23 protein-coding genes are annotated in these 21,183 nt (G+C 37.4%); 22 read left to right on the forward strand and 1 reads right to left on the reverse strand.

Features of this window, described 5'->3' with window-relative positions:
- Nucleotides 1-13: 13 nt before the first annotated feature.
- From JR347_RS16705 to JR347_RS16780, 16 genes are all read left to right on the forward strand, one after another.
- Nucleotides 14-670 carry a hypothetical protein gene (locus JR347_RS16705; RefSeq protein ID WP_205721722.1) on the forward strand — a complete coding sequence of 219 codons (657 nt, stop codon included), beginning with the start codon at nucleotides 14-16 and terminating at the stop codon, nucleotides 668-670.
- Between the two features lie 984 nt (nucleotides 671-1,654).
- Nucleotides 1,655-2,203 (forward strand): hypothetical protein, encoded by a 549-nt coding sequence (locus JR347_RS16710; protein ID WP_205721723.1) that lies wholly within the window; start codon nucleotides 1,655-1,657, stop codon nucleotides 2,201-2,203.
- A 219-nt stretch (nucleotides 2,204-2,422) separates the two neighbouring features.
- Nucleotides 2,423-2,914, forward strand: coding sequence for a hypothetical protein (locus JR347_RS16715; RefSeq protein ID WP_205721724.1), 492 nt, complete (start codon nucleotides 2,423-2,425; stop codon nucleotides 2,912-2,914).
- Complete coding sequence (locus JR347_RS16720; protein WP_205721725.1) at nucleotides 2,914-3,354, forward strand: hypothetical protein; 441 nt, start codon at nucleotides 2,914-2,916, stop codon at nucleotides 3,352-3,354. The genes JR347_RS16715 and JR347_RS16720 overlap by 1 nt, the downstream gene beginning before the upstream one ends.
- A gap of 170 nt (nucleotides 3,355-3,524) precedes the next feature.
- A complete protein-coding gene (locus JR347_RS16725) occupies nucleotides 3,525-4,124 on the forward strand; it encodes a hypothetical protein (RefSeq protein ID WP_205721726.1) in 600 nt (199 codons plus the stop codon).
- 243 nt (nucleotides 4,125-4,367) lie between these two features.
- Nucleotides 4,368-4,808, forward strand: a complete 441-nt coding sequence (locus tag JR347_RS16730; protein WP_205721727.1) for a hypothetical protein — start codon at nucleotides 4,368-4,370, stop codon at nucleotides 4,806-4,808.
- Nucleotides 4,809-5,075: 267 nt separating this feature from the next.
- Nucleotides 5,076-5,792, forward strand: coding sequence for a putative signal transducing protein (locus JR347_RS16735; protein WP_205721728.1), 717 nt, complete (start codon nucleotides 5,076-5,078; stop codon nucleotides 5,790-5,792).
- A 327-nt stretch (nucleotides 5,793-6,119) separates the two neighbouring features.
- On the forward strand, nucleotides 6,120-6,920 hold the full coding sequence (locus JR347_RS16740; protein WP_205721729.1) for a hypothetical protein: 801 nt from the start codon (nucleotides 6,120-6,122) through the stop codon (nucleotides 6,918-6,920).
- Nucleotides 6,920-10,090, forward strand: coding sequence for a DEAD/DEAH box helicase (locus tag JR347_RS16745; protein WP_205721730.1), 3,171 nt, complete (start codon nucleotides 6,920-6,922; stop codon nucleotides 10,088-10,090). Before JR347_RS16740 ends, JR347_RS16745 begins: the two co-directional genes overlap by 1 nt.
- Nucleotides 10,091-10,303: 213 nt before the next feature.
- Nucleotides 10,304-10,747: a hypothetical protein gene (locus tag JR347_RS16750; RefSeq protein WP_205721731.1), complete on the forward strand. Its 444-nt coding sequence runs from the start codon at nucleotides 10,304-10,306 to the stop codon at nucleotides 10,745-10,747.
- A gap of 36 nt (nucleotides 10,748-10,783) precedes the next feature.
- A complete protein-coding gene (locus JR347_RS16755; protein WP_205721732.1) occupies nucleotides 10,784-11,182 on the forward strand; it encodes a hypothetical protein in 399 nt (132 codons plus the stop codon).
- Between the two features lie 251 nt (nucleotides 11,183-11,433).
- Complete coding sequence (locus tag JR347_RS16760; protein WP_205721733.1) at nucleotides 11,434-11,979, forward strand: nucleoside/nucleotide kinase family protein; 546 nt, start codon at nucleotides 11,434-11,436, stop codon at nucleotides 11,977-11,979.
- A 63-nt stretch (nucleotides 11,980-12,042) separates the two neighbouring features.
- Complete coding sequence (locus tag JR347_RS16765; protein WP_205721734.1) at nucleotides 12,043-12,747, forward strand: hypothetical protein; 705 nt, start codon at nucleotides 12,043-12,045, stop codon at nucleotides 12,745-12,747.
- A gap of 860 nt (nucleotides 12,748-13,607) precedes the next feature.
- A complete protein-coding gene (locus JR347_RS16770; RefSeq protein ID WP_205721735.1) occupies nucleotides 13,608-14,051 on the forward strand; it encodes a type II toxin-antitoxin system VapC family toxin in 444 nt (147 codons plus the stop codon).
- Nucleotides 14,052-14,306: 255 nt separating this feature from the next.
- On the forward strand, nucleotides 14,307-14,750 hold the full coding sequence (locus JR347_RS16775) for a hypothetical protein (RefSeq protein ID WP_205721736.1): 444 nt from the start codon (nucleotides 14,307-14,309) through the stop codon (nucleotides 14,748-14,750).
- A gap of 260 nt (nucleotides 14,751-15,010) precedes the next feature.
- Nucleotides 15,011-15,424, forward strand: a complete 414-nt coding sequence (locus tag JR347_RS16780) for a hypothetical protein (protein ID WP_205721737.1) — start codon at nucleotides 15,011-15,013, stop codon at nucleotides 15,422-15,424.
- A 284-nt stretch (nucleotides 15,425-15,708) separates the two neighbouring features.
- On the opposite strand, the gene JR347_RS16785 is transcribed toward JR347_RS16780, so the two are convergent.
- On the reverse strand, nucleotides 15,709-16,734 hold the full coding sequence (locus tag JR347_RS16785; RefSeq protein ID WP_205721738.1) for an IS110 family RNA-guided transposase: 1,026 nt from the start codon (nucleotides 16,732-16,734) through the stop codon (nucleotides 15,709-15,711).
- Nucleotides 16,735-17,059: 325 nt separating this feature from the next.
- On the opposite strand from JR347_RS16785, the gene JR347_RS16790 reads away from it, so the two are divergent.
- From JR347_RS16790 to JR347_RS16815, 6 genes are all read left to right on the forward strand, one after another.
- The gene (locus tag JR347_RS16790; RefSeq protein ID WP_235689703.1) at nucleotides 17,060-17,608 is read left to right on the forward strand and encodes a hypothetical protein; all 549 of its coding nucleotides are present in this window, start codon (nucleotides 17,060-17,062) and stop codon (nucleotides 17,606-17,608) included.
- A gap of 177 nt (nucleotides 17,609-17,785) precedes the next feature.
- Complete coding sequence (locus JR347_RS16795; protein ID WP_205721740.1) at nucleotides 17,786-18,463, forward strand: hypothetical protein; 678 nt, start codon at nucleotides 17,786-17,788, stop codon at nucleotides 18,461-18,463.
- A 240-nt stretch (nucleotides 18,464-18,703) separates the two neighbouring features.
- Entirely contained in the window at nucleotides 18,704-19,147 is a 444-nt protein-coding gene (locus JR347_RS16800) for a hypothetical protein (RefSeq protein ID WP_205721741.1), read from the forward strand.
- Nucleotides 19,148-19,406: 259 nt separating this feature from the next.
- Nucleotides 19,407-20,234 (forward strand): DUF5677 domain-containing protein, encoded by an 828-nt coding sequence (locus JR347_RS16805; protein ID WP_205721742.1) that lies wholly within the window; start codon nucleotides 19,407-19,409, stop codon nucleotides 20,232-20,234.
- The gene (locus JR347_RS16810; RefSeq protein ID WP_205721743.1) at nucleotides 20,227-20,502 is read left to right on the forward strand and encodes a hypothetical protein; all 276 of its coding nucleotides are present in this window, start codon (nucleotides 20,227-20,229) and stop codon (nucleotides 20,500-20,502) included. The genes JR347_RS16805 and JR347_RS16810 overlap by 8 nt, the downstream gene beginning before the upstream one ends.
- 48 nt (nucleotides 20,503-20,550) lie before the next feature.
- A complete protein-coding gene (locus JR347_RS16815) occupies nucleotides 20,551-21,180 on the forward strand; it encodes a hypothetical protein (RefSeq protein WP_205721744.1) in 630 nt (209 codons plus the stop codon).
- Nucleotides 21,181-21,183 lie beyond the last annotated feature (3 nt).

Genomic DNA, 21,183 nt, shown 5'->3' on the forward strand with positions numbered 1-21,183 from the left:
AATGTACGTAAGAATGAAATTTGCACTTAATTTAATACTCTTCATTTCAACTTACAGCCTTTTTGCTCAATCTCAACTAGTGGTTGAGGGCTTTGTTCAATCATCTGGACTTCCTGAAAGTTTTAAAGAAAAACTACACCTTAATTATTCTGAATTCATTTTAACTGATACTGAAAATAGATATTTACTAGAGTCTGCCAAGGTATCAAGGGATAGTTGGGGTAAGTACGTAAGGATTTATGGACAACTTTTACCAAATAATGAATGGGCATTTGATTCAGAAGTTCTAACTATTGATAGTTTGGAAATAATCTCATATCAAGAAAGAAATACTGATAGAAAACCACTTATTGAATCAATAATGTATGGGAGTTTTCCTGATCATGATCCTATCAAAATGAAGGGCCAAATTGTGAGAAATAAACGCCCAGCTCCAGACATTAAGTATGACTATTTACTAATTACCAAAGAACCAGTTACGTATAACAACCCTCCTAGTGGTGAAGAATTTATTTTAATTTATGAGTTTCCTTTGACTTGGTTAGATATTGATATGATTAACCATTTTGAGCATTTTATTAAAGAGGAAATAGAAATCGAATTGTTGGGTTATTTAGGAAGTGGCTATGGTGAAAATTTGGTTTTTACCACTCTGGAAATTAATAACTAAGCTGGTAACATTCCGTAATAGCGCATTTGGACTTCACCGTGCTAAGCCCTAAATGCTTTGGTGCGGCTGGCCCGCACGTTTTGGGTTAGCATTTCACATCCACTTTCATCTCTTAACTTGTGGACGACCTACTGGAACGAAGTGTTTCAATCTGCATTTTGTGGAACTAGGTTCTAAACCCAAATCGTGCTATGTTTATGCTTCGTAAAACAAGTAAACAAACGCGCCTTACAGGGGCGTTATAGTTAATTTCTTCAGGTATTCTCTCCTCTCATTTTATAGGTTTTCATTAGTTGCTGGTTCTGAGCTAGTTTGATTTGAACGGATATCAGTCTCATAGTGCCAGTCTCTGTTTATTCGTGGTCACTTAGATTAGCCTGTATCTTCTCTGACGTTTCGGTAAGTGGTTATCTGCTATTGCACTACCCCTAATTCACACCCTCACGGCTCCCCTACATCTCCAGAAGTCCGAGGTGCAACTAGCCACTAGCCTTTCTCTGTTCTCGCCCACGCCACTCACGCACATGCCTCTTACACTGGCGGATCACTCCCGCACGGCCGCCCACGTGCTTTCTAGTCCGAAAGACTTGTGTTTCGCAGGCTTATCCACTGACCTGCAAGTAAGCCCTCGTGCGACTGAGCGGTAAAGGAAAACTAACTATAACAAGGGCTATAAAACTATGCCTGTAAGTAGCTGTCTGCATTGGTTTGCAAAACTTGGTCCGCTACATCTGCCGGGTACGTTTCAAAAAAAACACGGCTGGAGGGCGGCCTGCCAGAATACCGGGGTGCGGGCGGGCATGAAGGGTGGAAGGATTATTCTGGCTTGATTTTTTGTTTCTTTTTCATCTAAGGAAAAAGAAAGATTGAACATAAAGGCAGATTTCGCTACTTTGGAGCTTTTAAGTCTGGTAAGGCACAGTTTCTAGCCAGGCGTTGGCGATCATTTCGGTACGATTAAACCTTTTAAACTGCAAATTCTGATTGAGCAACTTTAAACACAGACTTACTGGACCGATTACCAAATCAGATTTTAAATATCGGAGGAATATTATTCTAGCTCCCATTATTTTATTCTCTGTGCTTGCCTACTTTATGCTCTCCAACTCTAGCAAGACATTGGACGACCTAGCGGTTGCAAAGGGGAAATTAACATCCAAGGAGGTGATAAAACAGCAATACAGAGGCAATAACTACAGATACACTTTTGTATTTAAGCTTAATAGTACAAAACAGTATTTTGGAATATTTCTAGGCTCAGGAGAAAACGCAATTAGGGAAGGTGAGCATTGGAATCATAAATTCAAAATAGATGATAACTTGAAGGTACATTACGATAACAATCTCATTACAGAACATGAAAATATAACTCGCCTCATTAGACAAATTGAAAAAAATGGACAGATTGTCTATCAGAGTGGTACGAAAGTCAAAAAAATAATTGGATTTGTGTTGATTGGAGTTGTGGTAATGTTTTTAGTCATGTTACTTTGGCTATCTAAGAGAGCTAAACTTTGGGTTTTTAGAAAATAACGAATCGCCAACATTCTGTATAAATCATGGCTGTTCAGTAGGTTATTGTTGCTTCAGTTCTTTGTAGAAGGCCCGACAATCCGCAGGATTGCCTTATTGGTGAAAATTAATTTAATAAGCCAATCCTGCGGATTGCCTCGGTAGTTAACTGAAATTTTTATACTTTTAATCAGCCACGAATTTATACAGTGGCGTTAGCCACAATTCAGCGAAACGAAAATGGACAAACTTCTAATTGCCGTACTCGGACATAGTAATTCAGGTAAATCAACAACTTGGAACCAATTATTTGGAAGAACTGTAAAAACAGGCATTTACGAACATGATCTGTACTTGAACTCAACTGAATATGTTAAAGTTTTCTTGGTTAGTGGAAGTCCTGAAGAAAGACAAAAATATGTTGGTAAACTTATTACTGTTAATGAGCCAAAAATAGTTTTATGCTCGATGCAGTATCGCGAGGATGTCAGACAAACCATTGATTATTTCGTTGAACGTGAATACCAAATCTACTGTCAATGGCTTAATCCTGGCTATCAAGACTCGAATGAGCATCCTCAATTTGATAACCTTGGAGTTTTTAACTATCTACAAGGATTAAGTGCGACAGTTGGAATCAGAAATGGTAAGATTAATGCTTCATCAAGAGTTCAAGAAATCAGAGAGTTTATTTACGGTTGGGCGAAATATAAAAATCTAATCCTCTCCTGATGTCAAAGCTTAATTGTCTCATTGGAGATATTATCAGTGGTTTCGTTAGAACTGAGTTTATTCTCTCACAGATTCTGTCGGAACTAGGTTTCCGTGAAAACCGAATTGACTTCTTTGCTGACAGTCGAACAGAGAAAAAACTTCAATCAATTAGGAAGGAATTTGAAGAGTCGGAACTCCCTAAAAAACATCAATTTATTGGATTGATTGATGAACTCGATGAACTAAGAAAGAAAAGAAATATAGTCGTTCATAGTTTGGTGTTAACAAACGTTGAGGATCGTGACAATCACATGTTTCACAACTATCAAAAAATCAAAGGAGGAATTCTGAATAAAACGACTCAGTTTAACACATCAGATTTGGAGAATATTCATGTCGAAATTCGTGAAATTCATAACGCACTGCATACTCTTCATTGGGGTGAAAAAAGTGGCTAACATATGCTATGAATGAATGGGGTTTCATCGGTCAGGAAATTGATGTGGGGCTTGGAAAGTCCGCCACAAGTTTTAAATTTATATCAAGGCGTGGCTATGTGCGAGACGAGAGATTAGTGCTTTCTAATCCCCACTCATCATAGCTTGGCGTTGTGGGCCACTAATCGACTATGTTACAATTAATCTCAATCCTCTTGTTTTTGATAATTCCTGATGACTCACCAGAAGTCATTGAACTCAAAAATGACAAGAATTTTGAGCTTGAAGGTTATTACGTTCGGGACTCTTACTTATTAAATGACACGGAAAGAATTGTTATTGCTTCTAAAATAACAAGGGAAACGACTGAATTCGAAGGTCTTAAATTATTGTATTTAATTGACAATGAAATTGAGTTCATATCGCAAGATGCTGGAGAAAGCTATATCTATAAACCCACATTTTACAAATTTAAGGACAGCACTACTATTATTGCCTGTGAACAAGGATTCGAATACTCAATAGGAATCGACTTATTTGAATTGAAAAGTCAGAAATTAAAGAAACTCGGATACATGGATATCGCAAGTGATACTCTTGATATGGCAGAAAGTATTGTTCCACACATGAAAATTGAACGAAAATACGGTGACCAATATCATTTTAAATTCAGCGGAAATCTTTTTATTAACCCTGGTGGTAAAGCAGAAACTAAAATAAGTGGGGATTTGGTTAAGGCAATCTACACACCTGAAACTGATAAAATTTCACTTATGATACGTAAGAATTAAAGCGGCCCACAACATGGTGTAGAAAAACATATGCTAAAGCACCTTGTAGTTTCGGGCGGGGCAGTTCGCACCGCATTTTCTGCTTGTATTTCATAGCAGAACAACTTACCAGAACGCAGCATGAACTTGGAAGTGCTGCGCTTTTTTGACTTGCTTAGATTGAGAAAGTTAGCAGAAAATGCTACGTTTAGCTTTTTATAGCCTCGTGTGGCATACGTTTTCTACACGGGCGTTACCAGCAATATGAAATATCTTAAAGTATGTATGTTTTTCATTTTTTCAGCCTCAAGCTTATTGTCTTTTGGTCAAAAAATACATACTAACTCTGACCTTTATCTAAATTCAATTGATACTGTTCTCAACTCAATAAAGACTAATCAATTCACTGAATTATCACTTAAGCTTCCTTTAGAACTTCCAATCCCAACTCCAGAAAAAATCAAAAATCTCTCGGTTTTAGTTCATAAAGGAAAACGTAGCAAAGTAAAAGCCGAACAGCTTTATATGGTAGTAAAACCTTTGCAGGTTAGTCATGACATTTTGATGGTTCCTGTTCTCCTCTATCATCGGCCTAAAGGTGATTTGACATTTTATGACAATGCTGTTTATCGAGTAAATTATAAATATTCAAAAGAAGCTAATACATATTATGTGGAATCAGTAGAATATGGCTGGACTCTATAAAATGCTGGTAACATAGCGTAAGAGCGCATTTGGACTTCACCGTGCGAAGTCCTAAACGCTTAGGTGCGGCTTGGCCGCACGTTATGGGTCGCTTTCCACATCTACTTTCATCTGTCACGGGGGATGATCAACTAGGACGCAGTGTTTCTTTGCTACTTTCACATGAACTAGGTTAAAACCCAATAACGTGCTATGTTTATACCCTGTAAAACAAGTAAACAAACGCGCCTTACCGGGGTCGTTATCAGCAATACTCCAATTCGCAAGATGAGTGAACTGAAATTCTACAGAAGATTTACCAATCTAGATCAAGCCTACATCCTCATTGAACTCCTCAACGAGAATGAAATAACATGTGAACTTAGGAAAATTCAGCCTAATATCGGAACATCTATTGTTGGAGGAGCGTATGATGACGTTTATGAGATTCATATCTTAACTTCAGATTTTCAAAAAGCAAATCGACTACTCGAAACGAATATTGAGTCAGCAACTGAAAACATTCAAAACGATAACAAGGAACTCTCTAATGAACCAGCTGATTATTCAGAAACGCCTTCCTCGTCAACAAAGAAGAGAAAGGTTAAAAATGCTAATCTTGGCGAATCAATATTCATTTCTATTGTAATAATTGCTGCAGTTATTTACATCATTTATTCCCAGATTGAAAGCCACAACTACAAGGAATTTATTAAGGAGGATTACGAACTTACAATTGGTGGAGTGGAGAGTGTAGACAGGTGGGGAGATCCAGCTAATTCCTATATGGTTTATTACTATTATATTGATGACATAAAATACACTCGTGAGGTTATGAACAGTCGTCTAGGCAAACTAGCATATCACTATGATAAATGTAAGGACAAAAAATACTGGGTTGCCTATTCAACTAGAGATCCTTCAATGAGCCTTATTAACATTTACCATGAAATTCAGAATCAAGAAAATCCCATCCCACTGCCGAATCTTGACTGGTATAAGTAATCTAAAGAAGCTGATAACATGTGCTATGAATGAATGGGGTTTCATCGGTCAGGATATTTTCGTAGGGATTGGAAAGTCCACCACAATTTTTAAATTTAAATCAAGGCGTGGCTATGTGCGAGACGAGAGGTTAGTGCTTTCTAATCCCCACTCATCATAGCTGTGCGTTGTGCTTCATGCAAAAAAAAGGACTATGCAAATTCAAGCACATTTGTTTTTTACCAATACACAATCCATCACTAAAAACAAAAGAGCTTGATAATGGATGAACAATGTAACTATTTTTACCATCTTGACTTAAATAAGCTAATAAGCCTTATGAATTAAATGAATGTACTGTTTGAACATATAGAATCCCCGAATAGATGCTATAAGGGAGTGAGTATTGATGAACAGGTGTGTCGCCACCACTTGCAGAATGCCGTTCGGGATAATTTAAAAGATAGTCAGGAATGGCAAGATTCTTTAGATAGATTAAGAGCACTGAGGGATGAAACAGGGTTTGAAGCAAGTGATGGTTTATTAGCCGATATTCAGGCATTGGAAAATGAAGAAATCGAAGTGCAACAATTCCGAGTGGGAGAGGCTTATGCTGAAGTTATTCTGGAACAAGAGTTTTCTTGCCGCTTTCACTGGAATGAAAACAGAGATACCAGAAATCCAAAGGGTAATAAAACAGGAGCAGACTTAGTCGGATTTATTGAAGTAGAAGATCAAGTGCTTTTTCTTTTCGGTGAAGTTAAAACGTCCTCTGAAACGGCAAATAGACCGCCACAGGTAATGACAGGTGCAAAGGGTGTGGAAAACCAGTTAAGAGATTTATACAATGACAGAAGTAAGAGGCTGATTTTGATAAGTTATCTCAAAAATAAAATGCGGCATTTCCCTGAAGGACACCAATTCAGAAGGGACTTTGAAGCAAGTCAAAGGGCATACTATTCAGGTATTGAATATTATCATCTTTTTGGTGTACTGGTTAGAGATGTTGAGGCTGATGGAAGGGATATTTCATCTAGTTATGAGAGATTGAAAGAGCATGTTTTAGAACCAAAAGGAATAAAGCTTTTGGCAATGTATCTTCCCATACGGAAAGAAGATTGGGTAGAAATAATAAACGATAGAGATTAATGAGCATTCAGATAAAATATAACTATCTCGAAAGAGCATATCCTGATATGCTTGACGGGATTGGTGCGCTCATTCAAAAAGGGAAACTATCAAAACGATTTAGAGAAGTTAGCTTAACCAATGAAGACTCAACACATCTTGAGAAAGCTAAGGAACTATGCGAGCTTAGAATCATAGAACTTTGGGAAGAAAGAGATTCAGCTGAATTTAAAGCTCTTTGCTCTGTCTATTTCGATATTACCAGTCAAGTTTCCATAAATCCAGAGAGTGAATATTTCATCCTTGAGCAATTCAAACTCATTACTTTCGGGTATTTAGGTGAACATTGGCATTTTGTTAAACAATACCTTAAAACAAGTGAATCGGTCTTTAATAACTTGGAAGCCGGAGCAGATTGGAACAAAAGAATACTTACCATTTCCTTTAAAGCGGTTGTTAATCTGGTAAAAAAAGACTCCTGGCATGAAGTTGGACAGGCAGTAGAATTAATAAACCAACTCAGAAGAGAGCAAAATAATTTCGAGAATAATTTTCTCAATCAGGTTAATGAAGAAAGCCGTCCTTATGGTGCAGCAGAATTAGTTTCACTATATCATTTCGCCAAAAGCATTGAAATACTTGGGCAATATTTAATGGAAGGTAGACCGCTGGAACCAGAGACACAATTGCATTATCACCTTAATTTATCTGGTGATTATGCCCAAAAATCAGGGAATATTAGCCTAAGCTTGCTTTACCAGTATTTTGAAGCCTTTGCAGTCAAAATGGTTCGTAATACCATTTGGTACACCACAAGAGGTATTAACAACTGGGTAACTCGTTTTAACCAGTTCATTTCAAGAAAAGAGGATAAAGGTTTATTTGAATTGATGTATCCTCAAAGAGAGTCCATCATTGAAGGGGAATTATTGAATCCAGCTCACAGAGCTATAGTAGTAAATTTGCCTACGTCAAGCGGCAAAACTATGATTGCCGAGTATCGTATTCTTCAGGCATTAAACCAATTTAAAAATCAGGGTGGCTGGGTTGCTTATGTTGTACCTACAAAAGCATTGGTTAATCAAATCTATATACAGTTATATCGGGATTTGGGACCCATTGGCATACAGGTAGAAAAAGCAAGTGGTGCTATTGAATTAGATGGATTTGAACAGCATTTGGTTGAAGAAAATGGCAACACAACCGAATTTGATGTTTTGGTTACCACGTATGAAAAAATGAACCTTTTAGTGCGTCAGGGACTTGGCACGACATCAGAGCGACCATTGGTGCTTACGGTTGTGGATGAAGCCCATAATTTAGAGGAAACCAATAGGGGATTGAACCTGGAGTTTTTATTGTCTACCATTAAGAATGATTGCGAAGAAGCCAACTTTCTTCTAATGACTCCTGATATTTCAAATTCAAATGAAGTAGCAACTTGGCTCGCTGGTGATAGAGGAAATGTTATCAATCTCGAATTAGATTGGTGGCAACCCAATGAACGAGTTGTTGGAGCCGTACAGGTAGATGGAAGAGGAAGGAATTATAATTTACTGCTGAGAACACTACATACAGATAGAGGTACTTATGAAATTGGAGATGCGATACCTCTTGCTCAATTTGAGAATGCGTCACAAACAAAATCAGAAATTAGTAATTCTAAATCAAAGGTGGCTTCTTGCATTTCCGGTAAGTTATTAAGTATAGATTCTCCAATTATTGTTTTAGCAGCAAATCCTAGAGAAACATACACTATTGCAGAAAACATATACGAAAGTTCACAAAATGACCTTGAAAACGATGAAGATGTAGAACTTTTGATTAGGCTTGTGCAAAGTGAGTTGGGAGAAAATTTTCCGTTAGCCCGCTTCTTAAAAAGACGAATAGCTGTTCATAGCTCTGCCCTACCAGATGAAATTCGCTTTTTGATTGAAGACCTAATGTCCAATGAAAAGCTCCAAGCTTTAGTAGCAACTACCACAATTGCTCAAGGAATTAATTTTCCCATTTCTGCTGTAATTATGGGATCATATAATTATCCTTTCTCTGGGCCAATGCCTGTTCGTGATTTTTGGAATCTAGCTGGAAGAGTTGGACGTGCAGGTCAAGACACTATGGGCTGGGTTGGACTGGCAGTTAGAAATGAAGAAGATTTATTGGAAGTTGGCAATTATGTAAGACGGGCATCCGAGGACTTACATTCGCAGTTGGTTAATGCTATTGATAGTGCCTTACGTCATGCAGAATTCGATTTTGACCGTTGGCTTTTTGTTGACGAACGCTGGTCAGCCATTCTTCAATTTATATCACATTTAAGGAGGCAAACACAACAGCAAGATGTTTTTCTTGCACAGCTTGAGCAAAAATTGCAAGGAACATTAGGATACAGTCAGTTACCGTCAGAAAAGAAAACATTTCTCAGGGAAAACATCCGTAGATATGCAAGCACACTTACTCTTGCAGAAGCGAAAATGTCTGATGAGACGGGGTTTTCATCTTTATCTGTACGTCAAATGATAGGTAGAATGGCTTCATCAAACCTTTCACCTCAAGACTGGAATAAAAGCCAGCTATTTTCTGAGCAAAATCAGAGTATGCAAAAACTTGTAGGAATAATGCTCAATACCTACGAGATCAAGAAATCTATTGAGGAGTTGAATACCGGTGGACAACCACTAGATCGTTCAAGCATTGCCCGTTTGGTAATAGACTGGGTTAATGGAAAAGATATCGCCAGCATTGCTTCAAGAATTTATCCTAATGAAGAAGCTGATGCAGCAATTCAAAGAGCTACCAAAGCATTATACAAGGTAGTAGCTAATGCTGCTACTTGGGGTCTGGCTGCATTGCAAAAGATGCCAACGAGTGGCGTGGATTGGGAAAGTCTTTCTGAAATTGAGAAGAAAAGGATGGCGAACCTTCCTGCTTATTTGCACTATGGAGTAAACACAGATGAAGGAGTTTTGATGAGGAAAAACAATGTGCCAAGAAGCATTGCTAATCGTCTTGGTGAATTATATAGCGCATCTGTAGGTGGTCAAATATTCGATCAACCTTCAAGTTCAGTTTCCTATTGGATAGGTCAACAAGGAACTGAAACATGGAATCGAGTAAGACCAACTGGTTCAAGGCTTACAGGAGAGGATTATAAGAAGGTATGGAAGAAATTGAATGGGATAACTACATGAGAAATCCAATCCTTATCAGCCACCGCAGGACAGAAAAAGAAAAAGCACGAAAGCACAACATTGTATAAGAGCAATAGCGGGTGCAGTGGTAAAATCAAGGTCTGTACATTTAATAAACTTTTGTGGTGGCGGACAGGTAATCGCTCCGAAATCCGCTACTGCTCTTATACTTGACCGTTATGTGTAATTGCGATTCGCCCTGAACTGAAACAAGTGACTAAGAAACCCTACATTATAATTTTACTTATACTAGTTCTATTTGGCTGCACGAGTAATGAGGTACAAAAAGAAGCTGATGAATTTGGCTCTTTGTGGAAGCAAGAGGAGAATAAGGTGGAAATTCGAGTGGACAATGAATACTTGAATATGGGACAATACATTTTCCTTGAGAACAAGATTGGAAATGCGAAGCTTGACATCCCAGAAAATTGGCAAGTTGAAAAGTGTGAATTCAATGAGCAATTCTTTGAAATCCACATGGAAGATGGGTATTTACGATTTTTAAGAACTGGAATTGGCAAACTTTCCTTCGATATATTGGAAAAAAGTCCCAATGTTGGAAGTTTACCTGACTTGGAACTTGAAGCAATATGGCTCAAATACGTTGTTCAGGAAAGAAATGAAAAACTACACACAACAAAACATAAGGCCCACTAAGGTCTGGCTTAAGCCAGGCCGTTATGTGTAATTTCAATGAGCAAGAACAAAGGAAAAGTGGACGAAAAATGGCAATGGATAGTTGTCATAATTTCATTCCCTGTATTTTATTATGTTTACTTGGAAGAAACTCAAAGTAGAGAATATTCTTATGATAGTGCGGTATTCATGTCAATTGTTGCTGGATTAATGTTTTTTCTAACCTCAAGCATCAACCATCTGTGCAATGTCATATTTGACAAATCAAGAATCAATTGGAAAATAACAACTGTCAAATTTATACTAGCAGGTTTACTCAGTTGGCTTTCAATTAGAATTTATGGAGACAAGGCAATCTATGTAGTTGGCTTGCCAGCCTCCTTCTCCTTGTACATAATATTAGGTCATTTCATAAGCTACGGGTGGAACAAAATAAAAACACATAACAAACTGTAATACGCATTTGGACTTCACCGTGCGAAGTCCTTAAATGGCTTTGGTGCAGTTAGCCCGCACGTTTTGGATTAGCATTTCACCTCCCCTTTCATCTCTTAACTTGTGGACAATTTATAAGGACAGGGTGTCTTAAGCTGCTTGTATCTCGACTAGGTTCTAAACCCAAATCGTGCTAGTTTTATGCCCTGTAAAACAAGTAAACAAACGCGCCTTACAGAGGCGTTAGCGGTCAGGTAAAAAAGGAAACAACAGTGAACCAGAAAGAAATTTTTCTATTAATCGGACAAAAAGGAAGCGGAAAATCCTTCATCGGGTCAATATTTGACAAGCACTTTGGGATACGATTCGTTCGCGTAGAAGATTGGGCAAAAAAAATTAAGCAAGAAAGAGCAGTTGATAATGAAGCGTATCTTAAACAAGTTTTTCAAGAAATTGAAAAAGGAATCAGAGATTGTTTAAATCAAACGGATAAACTTGTCTTTGAATCAACGGGTTTAACTGAACATTTTGACCGAATGCTTTTGAGTTTAAGAAAGGATTTTAGAGTAACAACGATTGGTATAAATGCCGATAGCAATCTTTGTCTAGACAGAGTTAAGTCTAGAGACCAGACTATCCATATCAACATATCGGATGACCAGGTAAATATGATAAATGAAAAAGTAAGAAGCCGAAATTTTCAACCTGACTTAAGCATTTTCAATCAAAACAAATCTGAATTTGAAATAGTCAAGGAGCTTGAAAGTATTTTTCGAATGGATACAAAACAGAATGAAATAGTAAAGCCGAACCGCTAACAATGTATATAAAAAATAGGCGAATCAGAGGTAAAAAAAGGATTGTGGCTCGTTTCAAACTTTGTGCTAAACCGAAAGTTTAGTGCTTCCAAATCGCCTACTTTTCATATACTAACCGTTACCAGCAAATATGCGATGAGCATAGATCCAAATAAGAAGAAAATACGTGGTTGGAAGAAGCAAGTCCGTAAAATTAACCACTGGTTTGAATTAGTAAAAAAGCCTGATTTCGATCATTTCGAATCCAGATTAGAAGACTATGTTAAGATAAGAATTGACCCATGGAATCGACTTTCAGAACGTAACCCTCCAATGTGGTATTCAAAGTTGATACTAAAAAGACTCATTGACATATATAACCTTTGGGACAAAGAATTTCAGAAACTAAATAAACCTTACGATTTGCAACTCTGGATTAACGAACCAAATTTTATAAGAAGTCAGGTTGTCTGCGCTCAAGTGGATAAAGACGGTGACCAAAGAAATAACTATTACAGAATTGCAGAACATCAAGCTGATTTCCCTACTAATAAATGGAAGTCAGAACTGTTTGACCTCAGTCAATTCACTTTTCAGCTTTACAAAGATGAAAATCTATCATTCAAAAATTTAGAAGACCTAGAGGAAGATGAAATAGCAGATTTAATCAAAGACGGTTACGAAGCGGAGGAAACAACAATAGGTGGACAGACGGACATTATATATTCCAAAAAAGTGGGTAATGTTTGGGTTGGACGTAAAAATAAATCAGCTGGTAACATACCGTAAGAGCGCATTTGGACTTCACCGTGCGAAGTCCTAAATGCTCGGGTGCGGCTCGCCCGCACGTTTTGGGTTAGCATTTCACATCCACTTTCATCTCTTAACTTACGGACAATTTATAAGGACGGGGTGTCTTAAGCTGCTTGTATCTCGACTAGGTTCTAAACCCAAATCGTGCTAGTTTTATACCCGTAAAACAAGAAAACAAACGCGCCTTACAGGGGCGTTGTAGATAATTAATATGCATTTCGAAAAAGAAGTAGTGACACTAATCGAGGGATATAAAAACTCCTCAGATATTGGTTCTTTTAGGCTTAGTCTTCTAAATAAATTACTATCTTACTTTCGTTCAAATGGATACCCAGAAAGGCTTTCGAAAATTGAATTATCCCTAATCCCCAGTGTATTTCAAGAAGCAAATTATGATGATATTTGGTGGGGAGGACAATTCGAAAATTTAGGTCATCTAAATAATATATTGGAATTAGACTGCATGTTTCATAACAATGGTGATAAACGAAAAGATCTGACAGAATCACAGTTCAAGGAATACGTTGAATTTTCATTTGCTGCTATTAGGTCTAGAACCAAGAACTAAACTATCTACAACATGATGTAAGAGCGCATTTGGACTTCACCATGCGAAGTCCTAAATGCTCAGGTGCGGTTAGCCCGCACGTTTTGGGTTAGCATTTCACATCCACTTTCATCTCTTAACTTGCGGACAATTTATAAGGACGGGGTGTTTCAAGCTGCATTATGCGGAACTAGGTTCTAAACCCAAATCGTGCTAGTTTTATGCCCTGTAAAACAAGTAAACAAACGCGCCTTACAGGGGCGTTGTATGCTATTGAAGGACTTTATTTATGGCAAATATTGTTATTGACTCTTCAGTCCTTGCTGATATGCTTTTTAGTCATCGACCACGGCATAGTCAAGCAAAAAGAATTTATGACTTCATAAAAGAGGAAAATTTTGAAGTATTGTTCCCTATGCATGCTCATTTTGAAATTATTTCTGCTGCACGAATGGAAAAAAATCAAGTTGGTCAGCCATTAGAACTAATGGAATCCTTCGATGCTGACAGTTCTATAAATCTCAAACCTATTCCGATTGATACTGAATTCGTAAATTCTTATTTTCCTCAACAACTGATCGAGTTAAAGGCTGGTGATATGATATTTGTTGGAATAGCACTGAAAGAAAAATGCCCTCTTATAACTGAAGACAATCAAATGTATCGCGAGGCTCAAAAACTACAGATTGACGTCAATAAAGTAGGTGAATTTATTGAAAAGTACATAGATTAAAAAAACAGCATACAACATTTTGTAAGAGCGCATTTGTACTTCACCGTGCGAAGTCCTAATTGCTCAGGTGCGGTTAACCCGCACGTTTTGGGTTAACATTTCACATCCACTTTCATCTCTTAACTTGTGGACAATTTATAAGGACAGGGTGTCTTAAGCTGCTTGTATCTCGACTAGGTTCTAAACCCAAATCGTGCTAGTTTTATGCCCTGTAAAACAAGTAAACAAACGCGCCTTACAGGGGCGTTGCAGAGCATGAAGAATAAATATTTTCTATCCTTTTTAATTGCAATATTAACTGCCTGCGGTAGTAACACACAAGAGAATAATGAAGAATCTCCTGATAACAATTCTTCAAATACTGTAACCGAGTCGGTGGAAAAAATAACAGAGAAGAAAGTTGAAGTAATCAAAATTGATAGCTCCAAAATCATAGTTTACGAGCGCGATTATTCCCCAGAAGAAATTGAAGGCGCATGGTTTAGTGACCCCAAGGAAAATGGACACTTTTATATTTCTGATTCTGTATTTTATCTACATGCAAATGAGACTTTCCCATTCTGGGTCACGCATGATTCCTTAATTATTAATTGGGGCTATGATACTGTCGGTTATAGAATAACAACTCGTAATGACACACTTAGACTTGTTCCACTGAACGATTTAACTGAAGAAGGACTTTTTCGGATTGTTGACTAAAAACGCTCTGCAACATTTTGTAATAGCGCATTTGGACTTCACCGTGCGAAGTCCTAAATGCTTTGGTGCGGCTGGCCCGCACGTTTTGGGTTAGCATTTCATAGCCACTTTCATCTCTTAACTTGTGGACAATTTATAAGGACGGGGCGTCTTAAGCTGCTTGTATCTCGACTAGGTTCTAAACCCAAATCGTGCTAGTTTTATGCCCTGTAAAACAAGTAAACAAACGCGCCTTACAGGGGCGTTGTAAAGCATAGTAAATGCGCAGAATTCTATCAATACTATTCACTTTTTTGCTTTGCAGTTGTCAGCAAGAACCCTCTAAACTTTTTGATGATGTATATCAAATAGCTGAATTTGACAGAGTTTACGAACCAACCCTAATTCATTCGGGAAAGGAAAGTGGATTTCTGGAACCATTAATGCAATTCGGCATTTTTAGAATTGACTCGATTTCTTTTGAAAACTTGGAAAATTCAATTGTGAAGAGTGAAAGATTCACAGAAGGTAGCTACTATTTGAATATTGAACTAGACAACTACTTAAGTGAAAATAATCTGGACATTTTGAATATGTCTAAATCTTCAATAACTGAAAACCATTTCGACAAAACCTATCACTTATATCTTCTGTCTGACAGAAAAACTTTTGCCATATGCAAAGTCAACCACTAAATGATAAAAGAAAAACGCTTTACAACATGGAGTAAGAGCGCATTTGGACTTCACCTTGCGAAGTCCTAAATGCTCGGGTGCGGCTCGCTCGCACGTTTTGGGTTGGCATTTCACATCCACTTTCATCTCTTAACTTGTGGACTACTTGTAATGACGGGGTGTTTCAATCTGCATTTTGTGGAACTAGGTTCTAAACCCAAATCGTGCTAGTTTTATGCCTTGTAAAACAAGTAAACAAACGCGCCTTACAGGGGCGATATCCATGATAAAAACAAGTAGTTTGTCTACTTTTTATCCAATTTCTCTACATAAGGTGTTCCTCGTTTTACCACTGCCACTATTCGATGTAGTAGTTTATTTCTCACAGCGTTAATAGCACTCATTTTCCCTTTTCCTTCTTCCACTTTTCGCAGGTAATATTCCCTAAGTTCCTGATGACAACGAATGGCATTCATTGAAGCCATATGCAAATGACTCTTCAATATCTTATTGGCAAATTGTGACGTGCCTGACGGGGAATGAATACTTGTACCACTCCGATACTCAAAAGGTGCCACACCACAATAGCAGGCCAACTTCCGACCATCTAGCATTCTAGTAAACCCATGGGTATAGACTATCAAGTCTATTGCCAATACTTTACCAACACTCTTTACCGATGTTATCAATTCGTAAAGTGCTCGTACTTCCCTATCGATACTCACCAGCTCCAACATCTTTGCCTCTACTTTAGCTAATGATTTATTCAGACCTTCTAGCGCCTGACGACACATCATGCGCATCTCACGTCCCGCTTTCTTATCAAAGTATTCCATTTCATTAATGGCCTTCTCCTGGCTCTGCAATCCTTTCATCAAACGCACTCGTGTACGCATTAAGTACTGGAGCCTGTCTAGGGTAGCGTGTGTCATCGTTACCAATTTAGCCTCTTTTTGGTGTGTATAGGCAAACATTGCAATCCGCTCAGCATCAATCTTATCGGTCTTGCCTCGTACTAGACCCATACTCCTTTTAATATGAAGTGATGACTCCATCCAAACTTTACACCCCCTACTTAGTAAGTACTTGACCAGATTACGGGTGTAAATACCGGTGTGTTCCATACAGAACAGAGTCTGGTTATCTACATCATTGCCTAAGCGTTTCATCCATTGTTTTAGCTTCATATAACCTTCCTTGGTGTTGGTCAATACTTTGCTCTCACAGCGATCTTGCGCTGTGTCGATCATGCAAACATCGATACTCTCTTTGCTTACATCTACTCCTACGATATAGGGGTAAAGGGTTTGGGTTAAAGCTAGTTTCTTCATAATTTCATTTAATTAATTCTAAACCTTGGTATTGGGACTACGCGGTGAACGTTCCCGGATATCCATTTGAACATGTAAATGAGAAGCAGGTTGCCAAATCGCCCCATAGGTCATTAACCTGGTTAGCGCATGGTTCCTAACCTGCTTCTTTTTTTAAAGTGTATTTATGGATAACTCTTTCGAGTTACCCACAAGTTCACTTTACAATAACCATAATGGATATCTTTGAATAATTATATCGACTCAATCTAAAGGTTGGCGGTAATATGAATAAGAAAAGAGAATGAAGCGAGTAATAATATTATTGTTTCTTATAACTTTCTTTATGAAACAAGGATTATCACAAAACAAACCAGTTGCCAAGGTAGAAAAGATTTACATTGAATATAAAGGTGATAGTGTTGAAGCACGTAGATTAACTGTGTCAAGTATGATACCGATAGAAATTGCCAGAGCATGGACAAATGTTCAAACTCCTGAATTGCTTCAGTTTGTTGCCAAAGGAATGATTAAGTTCAAATCTGTTGATGGTGAAGGTTTCCCAAAAAAATGGCAGGAAGGACAGACATACGGTGCTAAAATGAGAGTTTTTGGATTCATCCCATTTGGTGGAATTCATTATCTGAACATCGTTAAAATTGATTCGGCTAATTACCAAATTTCAACAAAAGAATGGGATAAGAGTGCGAAAGTTTGGAATCATGATGTGCGGATGGAAGCAATCGGAACAGATTCTATCTACTATGCAGATTCGATTGAGATTTATGGTGGGTTTATGACAGGGTTCATCACTGCCTTTGCAAAGCTATTTTATAAGCACAGGCAGAAAAGATGGCAAATCGTGGCAAGAGAAAACCTAGAATTTGGGAAATAAATACTACCGCCAACAACACATATAGCTTATGGCGGGTGAACGGCTGCCTGCAAGGTTTTTGCTCCGTAGCTAATTCGGTTTCGGTGGACAGGAAAGTGCTTCGAAACCGCCACAAGTCATATGCAAACCGTTAGCGGCAAGTACATGAACGCAAGAACGAAATAAATTAATCGAATTTTGAAACTAGGGATTCCCAATATATTGCCTCTAATTGGATTCACCTTTTTTGGTGCAATTAGTATTTCAATGTCAATATTGTTTTTTGACAAAGTTGATTCAGCGACAACTGGTTCCACTATTTTCTTTGCTTTATTTCTTCTTATGTGCTTCGGAATGTTCGGAATTCTTTGTTATCGCTTTAAAATAGTCGTGATGACAGATAAGAAACTCATTATCATTATTCCTTTCAGATTTCAATTTAAAACCTTCACATTCGAGAATATTAAAAGTCTTAAATGGGACTTGTGGGAAACGTTTAAAATGGGCGACTATCGTAAATTAAGTATTCAAACAAACTCTGGATACTTGACAAATATTTCGGACTTGGAATTTATTAACTATGACAGTCTGGAAAAATGGCTTATGAAGAAAACAACGCTTGAATTAAACTTAGACAGAAAGTTTTACAATGAAGTTCAGCAAGCAAAATGGAATAAATGGGTCAATATAATAGTGATTTTACTTGTTGGTTTCTTTATGTTACTCTTTGCAACCGGAAATAATTTTAATTTCATAGTTCCTTTATTTCTTGCAATAATAATTTGGAGACTAATTGTAAAATTAGTTCAGTACCAACAACGAATAAATGAGAGTCGTCAAAGAAGAGAAGACTGGAGAAGAAAAACCAGCCGCTAACATGCTGTAATAGCGCATTTGGACTTCACCGTGCGAAGCCCTAAATGCTTTGGTGCGGTTAGCCCGCACGTTTTGGGTTAGCATTTCACATCCACTTTCTTCTCTTAACTTGTGGCCAATTTATAAGGATTGGGTGTCTTAAGCTGCTTGTATCTCGGCTAGGTTCTAAACCCAAATCGTGCTAGTTTTATGCTCTGTAAAACAAGTAAACAAACGCGCCTTACAGGGGCGTTGCAGAGCATGAAGACTAAATATTTTCTATCCTTTTTAATTGCAATATTAACTGCCTGTGGCAGTAATACTCAAGAGAATAATGAAGAATCACCTGATAACAATTCTTCAAATACTCTAACCGAGTCGGTGGAGAAAATAACAGAGAAGAAAGTTGAAGTAAACAAAATTGATAGCTCCAAAATCATAGTTTACGAGCGCGATTATTACCCAGAAGAAATTGAAGGCGCATGGTTTAGTGACCCCAAGGAAAATGGACACTTTTATATTTCTGATTCTGTATTTTATCTACATGCAAATGAGACTTTCCCTTTCTGGGTAACTCATGATTCCTTAATAATTAATTGGGGCTATGATACTGTCGGTTATAGAATAACAACTCGTAATGACACACTTAGACTTGTTCCACTGAACGATTTAACTGAAGAAGGACTTTTTCGGATTGTTGACTAAAAACGCTCTGCAACATTTTGTAAGAGCGCATTTGGACTTCACCGTGCGAAGTCCTAAATGCTTTGGTGCGGCTGGCCCGCACGTTTTGGGTTAGCATTTCACATCTACTTTCATCTCTTAACTTGCGGACAATTTATAAGGACGGGGTGTTTCAAGCTGCATATGGCGGAACTAGGTTCTAAACCCAAATCGTGCTAGTTTTATGCCCTGTAAAACAAGTAAACAAACGCGCCTTACAGGGGCGTTGTACACCATAAGGATGGATAAAAAAATTAAACTTGGAACAAAAGAGTATTTAGAAGTTGCTCAAAAGGCTCTTGATAAATCCATTCGCTTAATAGCTAAATCGGTTAACAAAGGACTTGCAAACGAAAAGGATGATATAGCCATGTCTTTTTCTCTTATGGTAGGCCCTATTCTGGACACGAGCCATTCTTTGGTGGTACTGTCATCAATGGGTAAAATGAGAGACTGTTATTCATTGTCCAGAATAATATTCGACCATGTTTTAAATCTTGGATATTTTGGAGCAAAGGGTGAAGACACTGTAAAAAAAGCACTGCAACATTATCATCAAAAATCATTTCGAGATTTAGACAGAAAAATTGAAATCAAAGATTTAGGATTTGGTATAGGATTAAAAGACATAGATAAAGCTCCTATTTCTGAAAAGCTTAGAGAAGCCTTGGATTACTTCACATCAAACAAGGGATTTGAAATTAGGTCTTGGACAGGAGATAATGTTTTCAAAAAGATAGAAATAATAAGAGATTCATACGGCAAGGAAGCAGGAATGATGATGATAATCAACTTATTCTACATCTATCGCCATTCATCTGAAATCATACATGGGACTTTATTTGGCAGCCTTTTCGCAAGAGGTATGACCAAGCCTGAAAGTGAACAACCTAAAGATGAAAAAGAGTTAGAAGAGTTTCACAGAACTAGAATAAGCTTTGTTTTGATATGTACGATTCTGATGAACTATGTAACATTTCAGATTATCAATGAGCATTATCATAGACAAAAGGAGTTAGATGAACTTGCTGACTTAATCAAAGACTTTAGAATAACACTTTATGAATAATAAGGAATTATGGAAGGAAGTCGATAGAATCCTTTGGGAAGAATGGGATCCAATTGGAGTAAATGATTATGGGGGGCCTGATGATGAATATAGAAGCTATGTTCCTTCGATCGTCAAACTAATTCAAGAAAATGCCGATGAAATGAAAATCAGAAAACAACTTCATCAGCATGCCAATGTAAACATGGGACTTTCTTCTTCATTGGATTCTCATGCTAAAACATCTGAAAAATTAAATAAACTAAAAACGGTGTACAACACTATGTAAAAATGCATTAAAACGCATTTTAAATTAAACGTTAGCTACCATATTTGGATGAATACCTATAAAATCATATTTGCAATATTTATCAGCACCCTATTCATTATCTCTTGCAGTAAAAGAGACGAAAGAAATTATTCAAATGCTGAAGATTACTGTTTAAATATTAAAGCAAATATTGATAGTGTAATCCATGAACGAGACACTTTACAGGACTCATTACTCCTTGAAATAGTAAAGAAATGTGGTAATTCTCCCAAGTTTGTTGAACTCAGATTGAGCATTTTAAGCAAACTGAATAGATACAATGAAGGACTAGAATATATTAAATCATTGGACGATAGCAATTTTCTCAACCCTTATGATAGCCTAGTGTATTCAGTTTCGTTTCAACAAAAACTCATCCAAGATGAATTTGCAAAGCTTGATTTAACACAGAAAGTCGTACACGAAATGGAGAATCACTTGGCGGAATTCCCATTAGATACACTAGCACTTGCCAATTATTGTCAGTTTTCATTAGAGTACAAGTCCAAGGACGAGGTTTTGGACAAGATAGATTCCATGGCTAGAAATAATAATTTTGACAGAACATATGATTTTGTTGTGTGGCTTTATTTTCCTGACAAGCAAAAACTCTTTCATCAAAGAAAATTGGATTGGGAAAATCAAAAGTCAATCTGATTT

The sequence above is a fragment of the Fulvivirga lutea genome (assembly GCF_017068455.1).
In the GTDB taxonomy this organism is placed as follows: Bacteria; Bacteroidota; Bacteroidia; order Cytophagales; family Cyclobacteriaceae; genus Fulvivirga; species Fulvivirga lutea.

Bases quoted from the DNA above. Each gene is read 5' to 3' on its own strand.
- JR347_RS16705 (WP_205721722.1), top strand. From the start codon at position 14: ATGAAATTTGCACTTAATTTAATACTCTTCATTTCAACTTACAGCCTT.
- JR347_RS16715 (WP_205721724.1), top strand. From the start codon at position 2,423: ATGGACAAACTTCTAATTGCCGTACTCGGACATAGTAATTCAGGTAAA.
- JR347_RS16720 (WP_205721725.1), top strand. From the start codon at position 2,914: ATGTCAAAGCTTAATTGTCTCATTGGAGATATTATCAGTGGTTTCGTT.
- JR347_RS16725 (WP_205721726.1), top strand. From the start codon at position 3,525: ATGTTACAATTAATCTCAATCCTCTTGTTTTTGATAATTCCTGATGAC.
- JR347_RS16730 (WP_205721727.1), top strand. From the start codon at position 4,368: ATGAAATATCTTAAAGTATGTATGTTTTTCATTTTTTCAGCCTCAAGC.
- JR347_RS16735 (WP_205721728.1), top strand. From the start codon at position 5,076: ATGAGTGAACTGAAATTCTACAGAAGATTTACCAATCTAGATCAAGCC.
- JR347_RS16740 (WP_205721729.1), top strand. From the start codon at position 6,120: ATGAATGTACTGTTTGAACATATAGAATCCCCGAATAGATGCTATAAG.
- JR347_RS16745 (WP_205721730.1), top strand. From the start codon at position 6,920: ATGAGCATTCAGATAAAATATAACTATCTCGAAAGAGCATATCCTGAT.
- JR347_RS16755 (WP_205721732.1), top strand. From the start codon at position 10,784: ATGAGCAAGAACAAAGGAAAAGTGGACGAAAAATGGCAATGGATAGTT.
- JR347_RS16770 (WP_205721735.1), top strand. From the start codon at position 13,608: ATGGCAAATATTGTTATTGACTCTTCAGTCCTTGCTGATATGCTTTTT.
- JR347_RS16775 (WP_205721736.1), top strand. From the start codon at position 14,307: ATGAAGAATAAATATTTTCTATCCTTTTTAATTGCAATATTAACTGCC.
- JR347_RS16780 (WP_205721737.1), top strand. From the start codon at position 15,011: ATGCGCAGAATTCTATCAATACTATTCACTTTTTTGCTTTGCAGTTGT.
- JR347_RS16785 (WP_205721738.1), bottom strand. From the start codon at position 16,734: ATGAAGAAACTAGCTTTAACCCAAACCCTTTACCCCTATATCGTAGGA.
- JR347_RS16790 (WP_235689703.1), top strand. From the start codon at position 17,060: ATGAAACAAGGATTATCACAAAACAAACCAGTTGCCAAGGTAGAAAAG.
- JR347_RS16800 (WP_205721741.1), top strand. From the start codon at position 18,704: ATGAAGACTAAATATTTTCTATCCTTTTTAATTGCAATATTAACTGCC.
- JR347_RS16805 (WP_205721742.1), top strand. From the start codon at position 19,407: ATGGATAAAAAAATTAAACTTGGAACAAAAGAGTATTTAGAAGTTGCT.
- JR347_RS16810 (WP_205721743.1), top strand. From the start codon at position 20,227: ATGAATAATAAGGAATTATGGAAGGAAGTCGATAGAATCCTTTGGGAA.
- JR347_RS16815 (WP_205721744.1), top strand. From the start codon at position 20,551: ATGAATACCTATAAAATCATATTTGCAATATTTATCAGCACCCTATTC.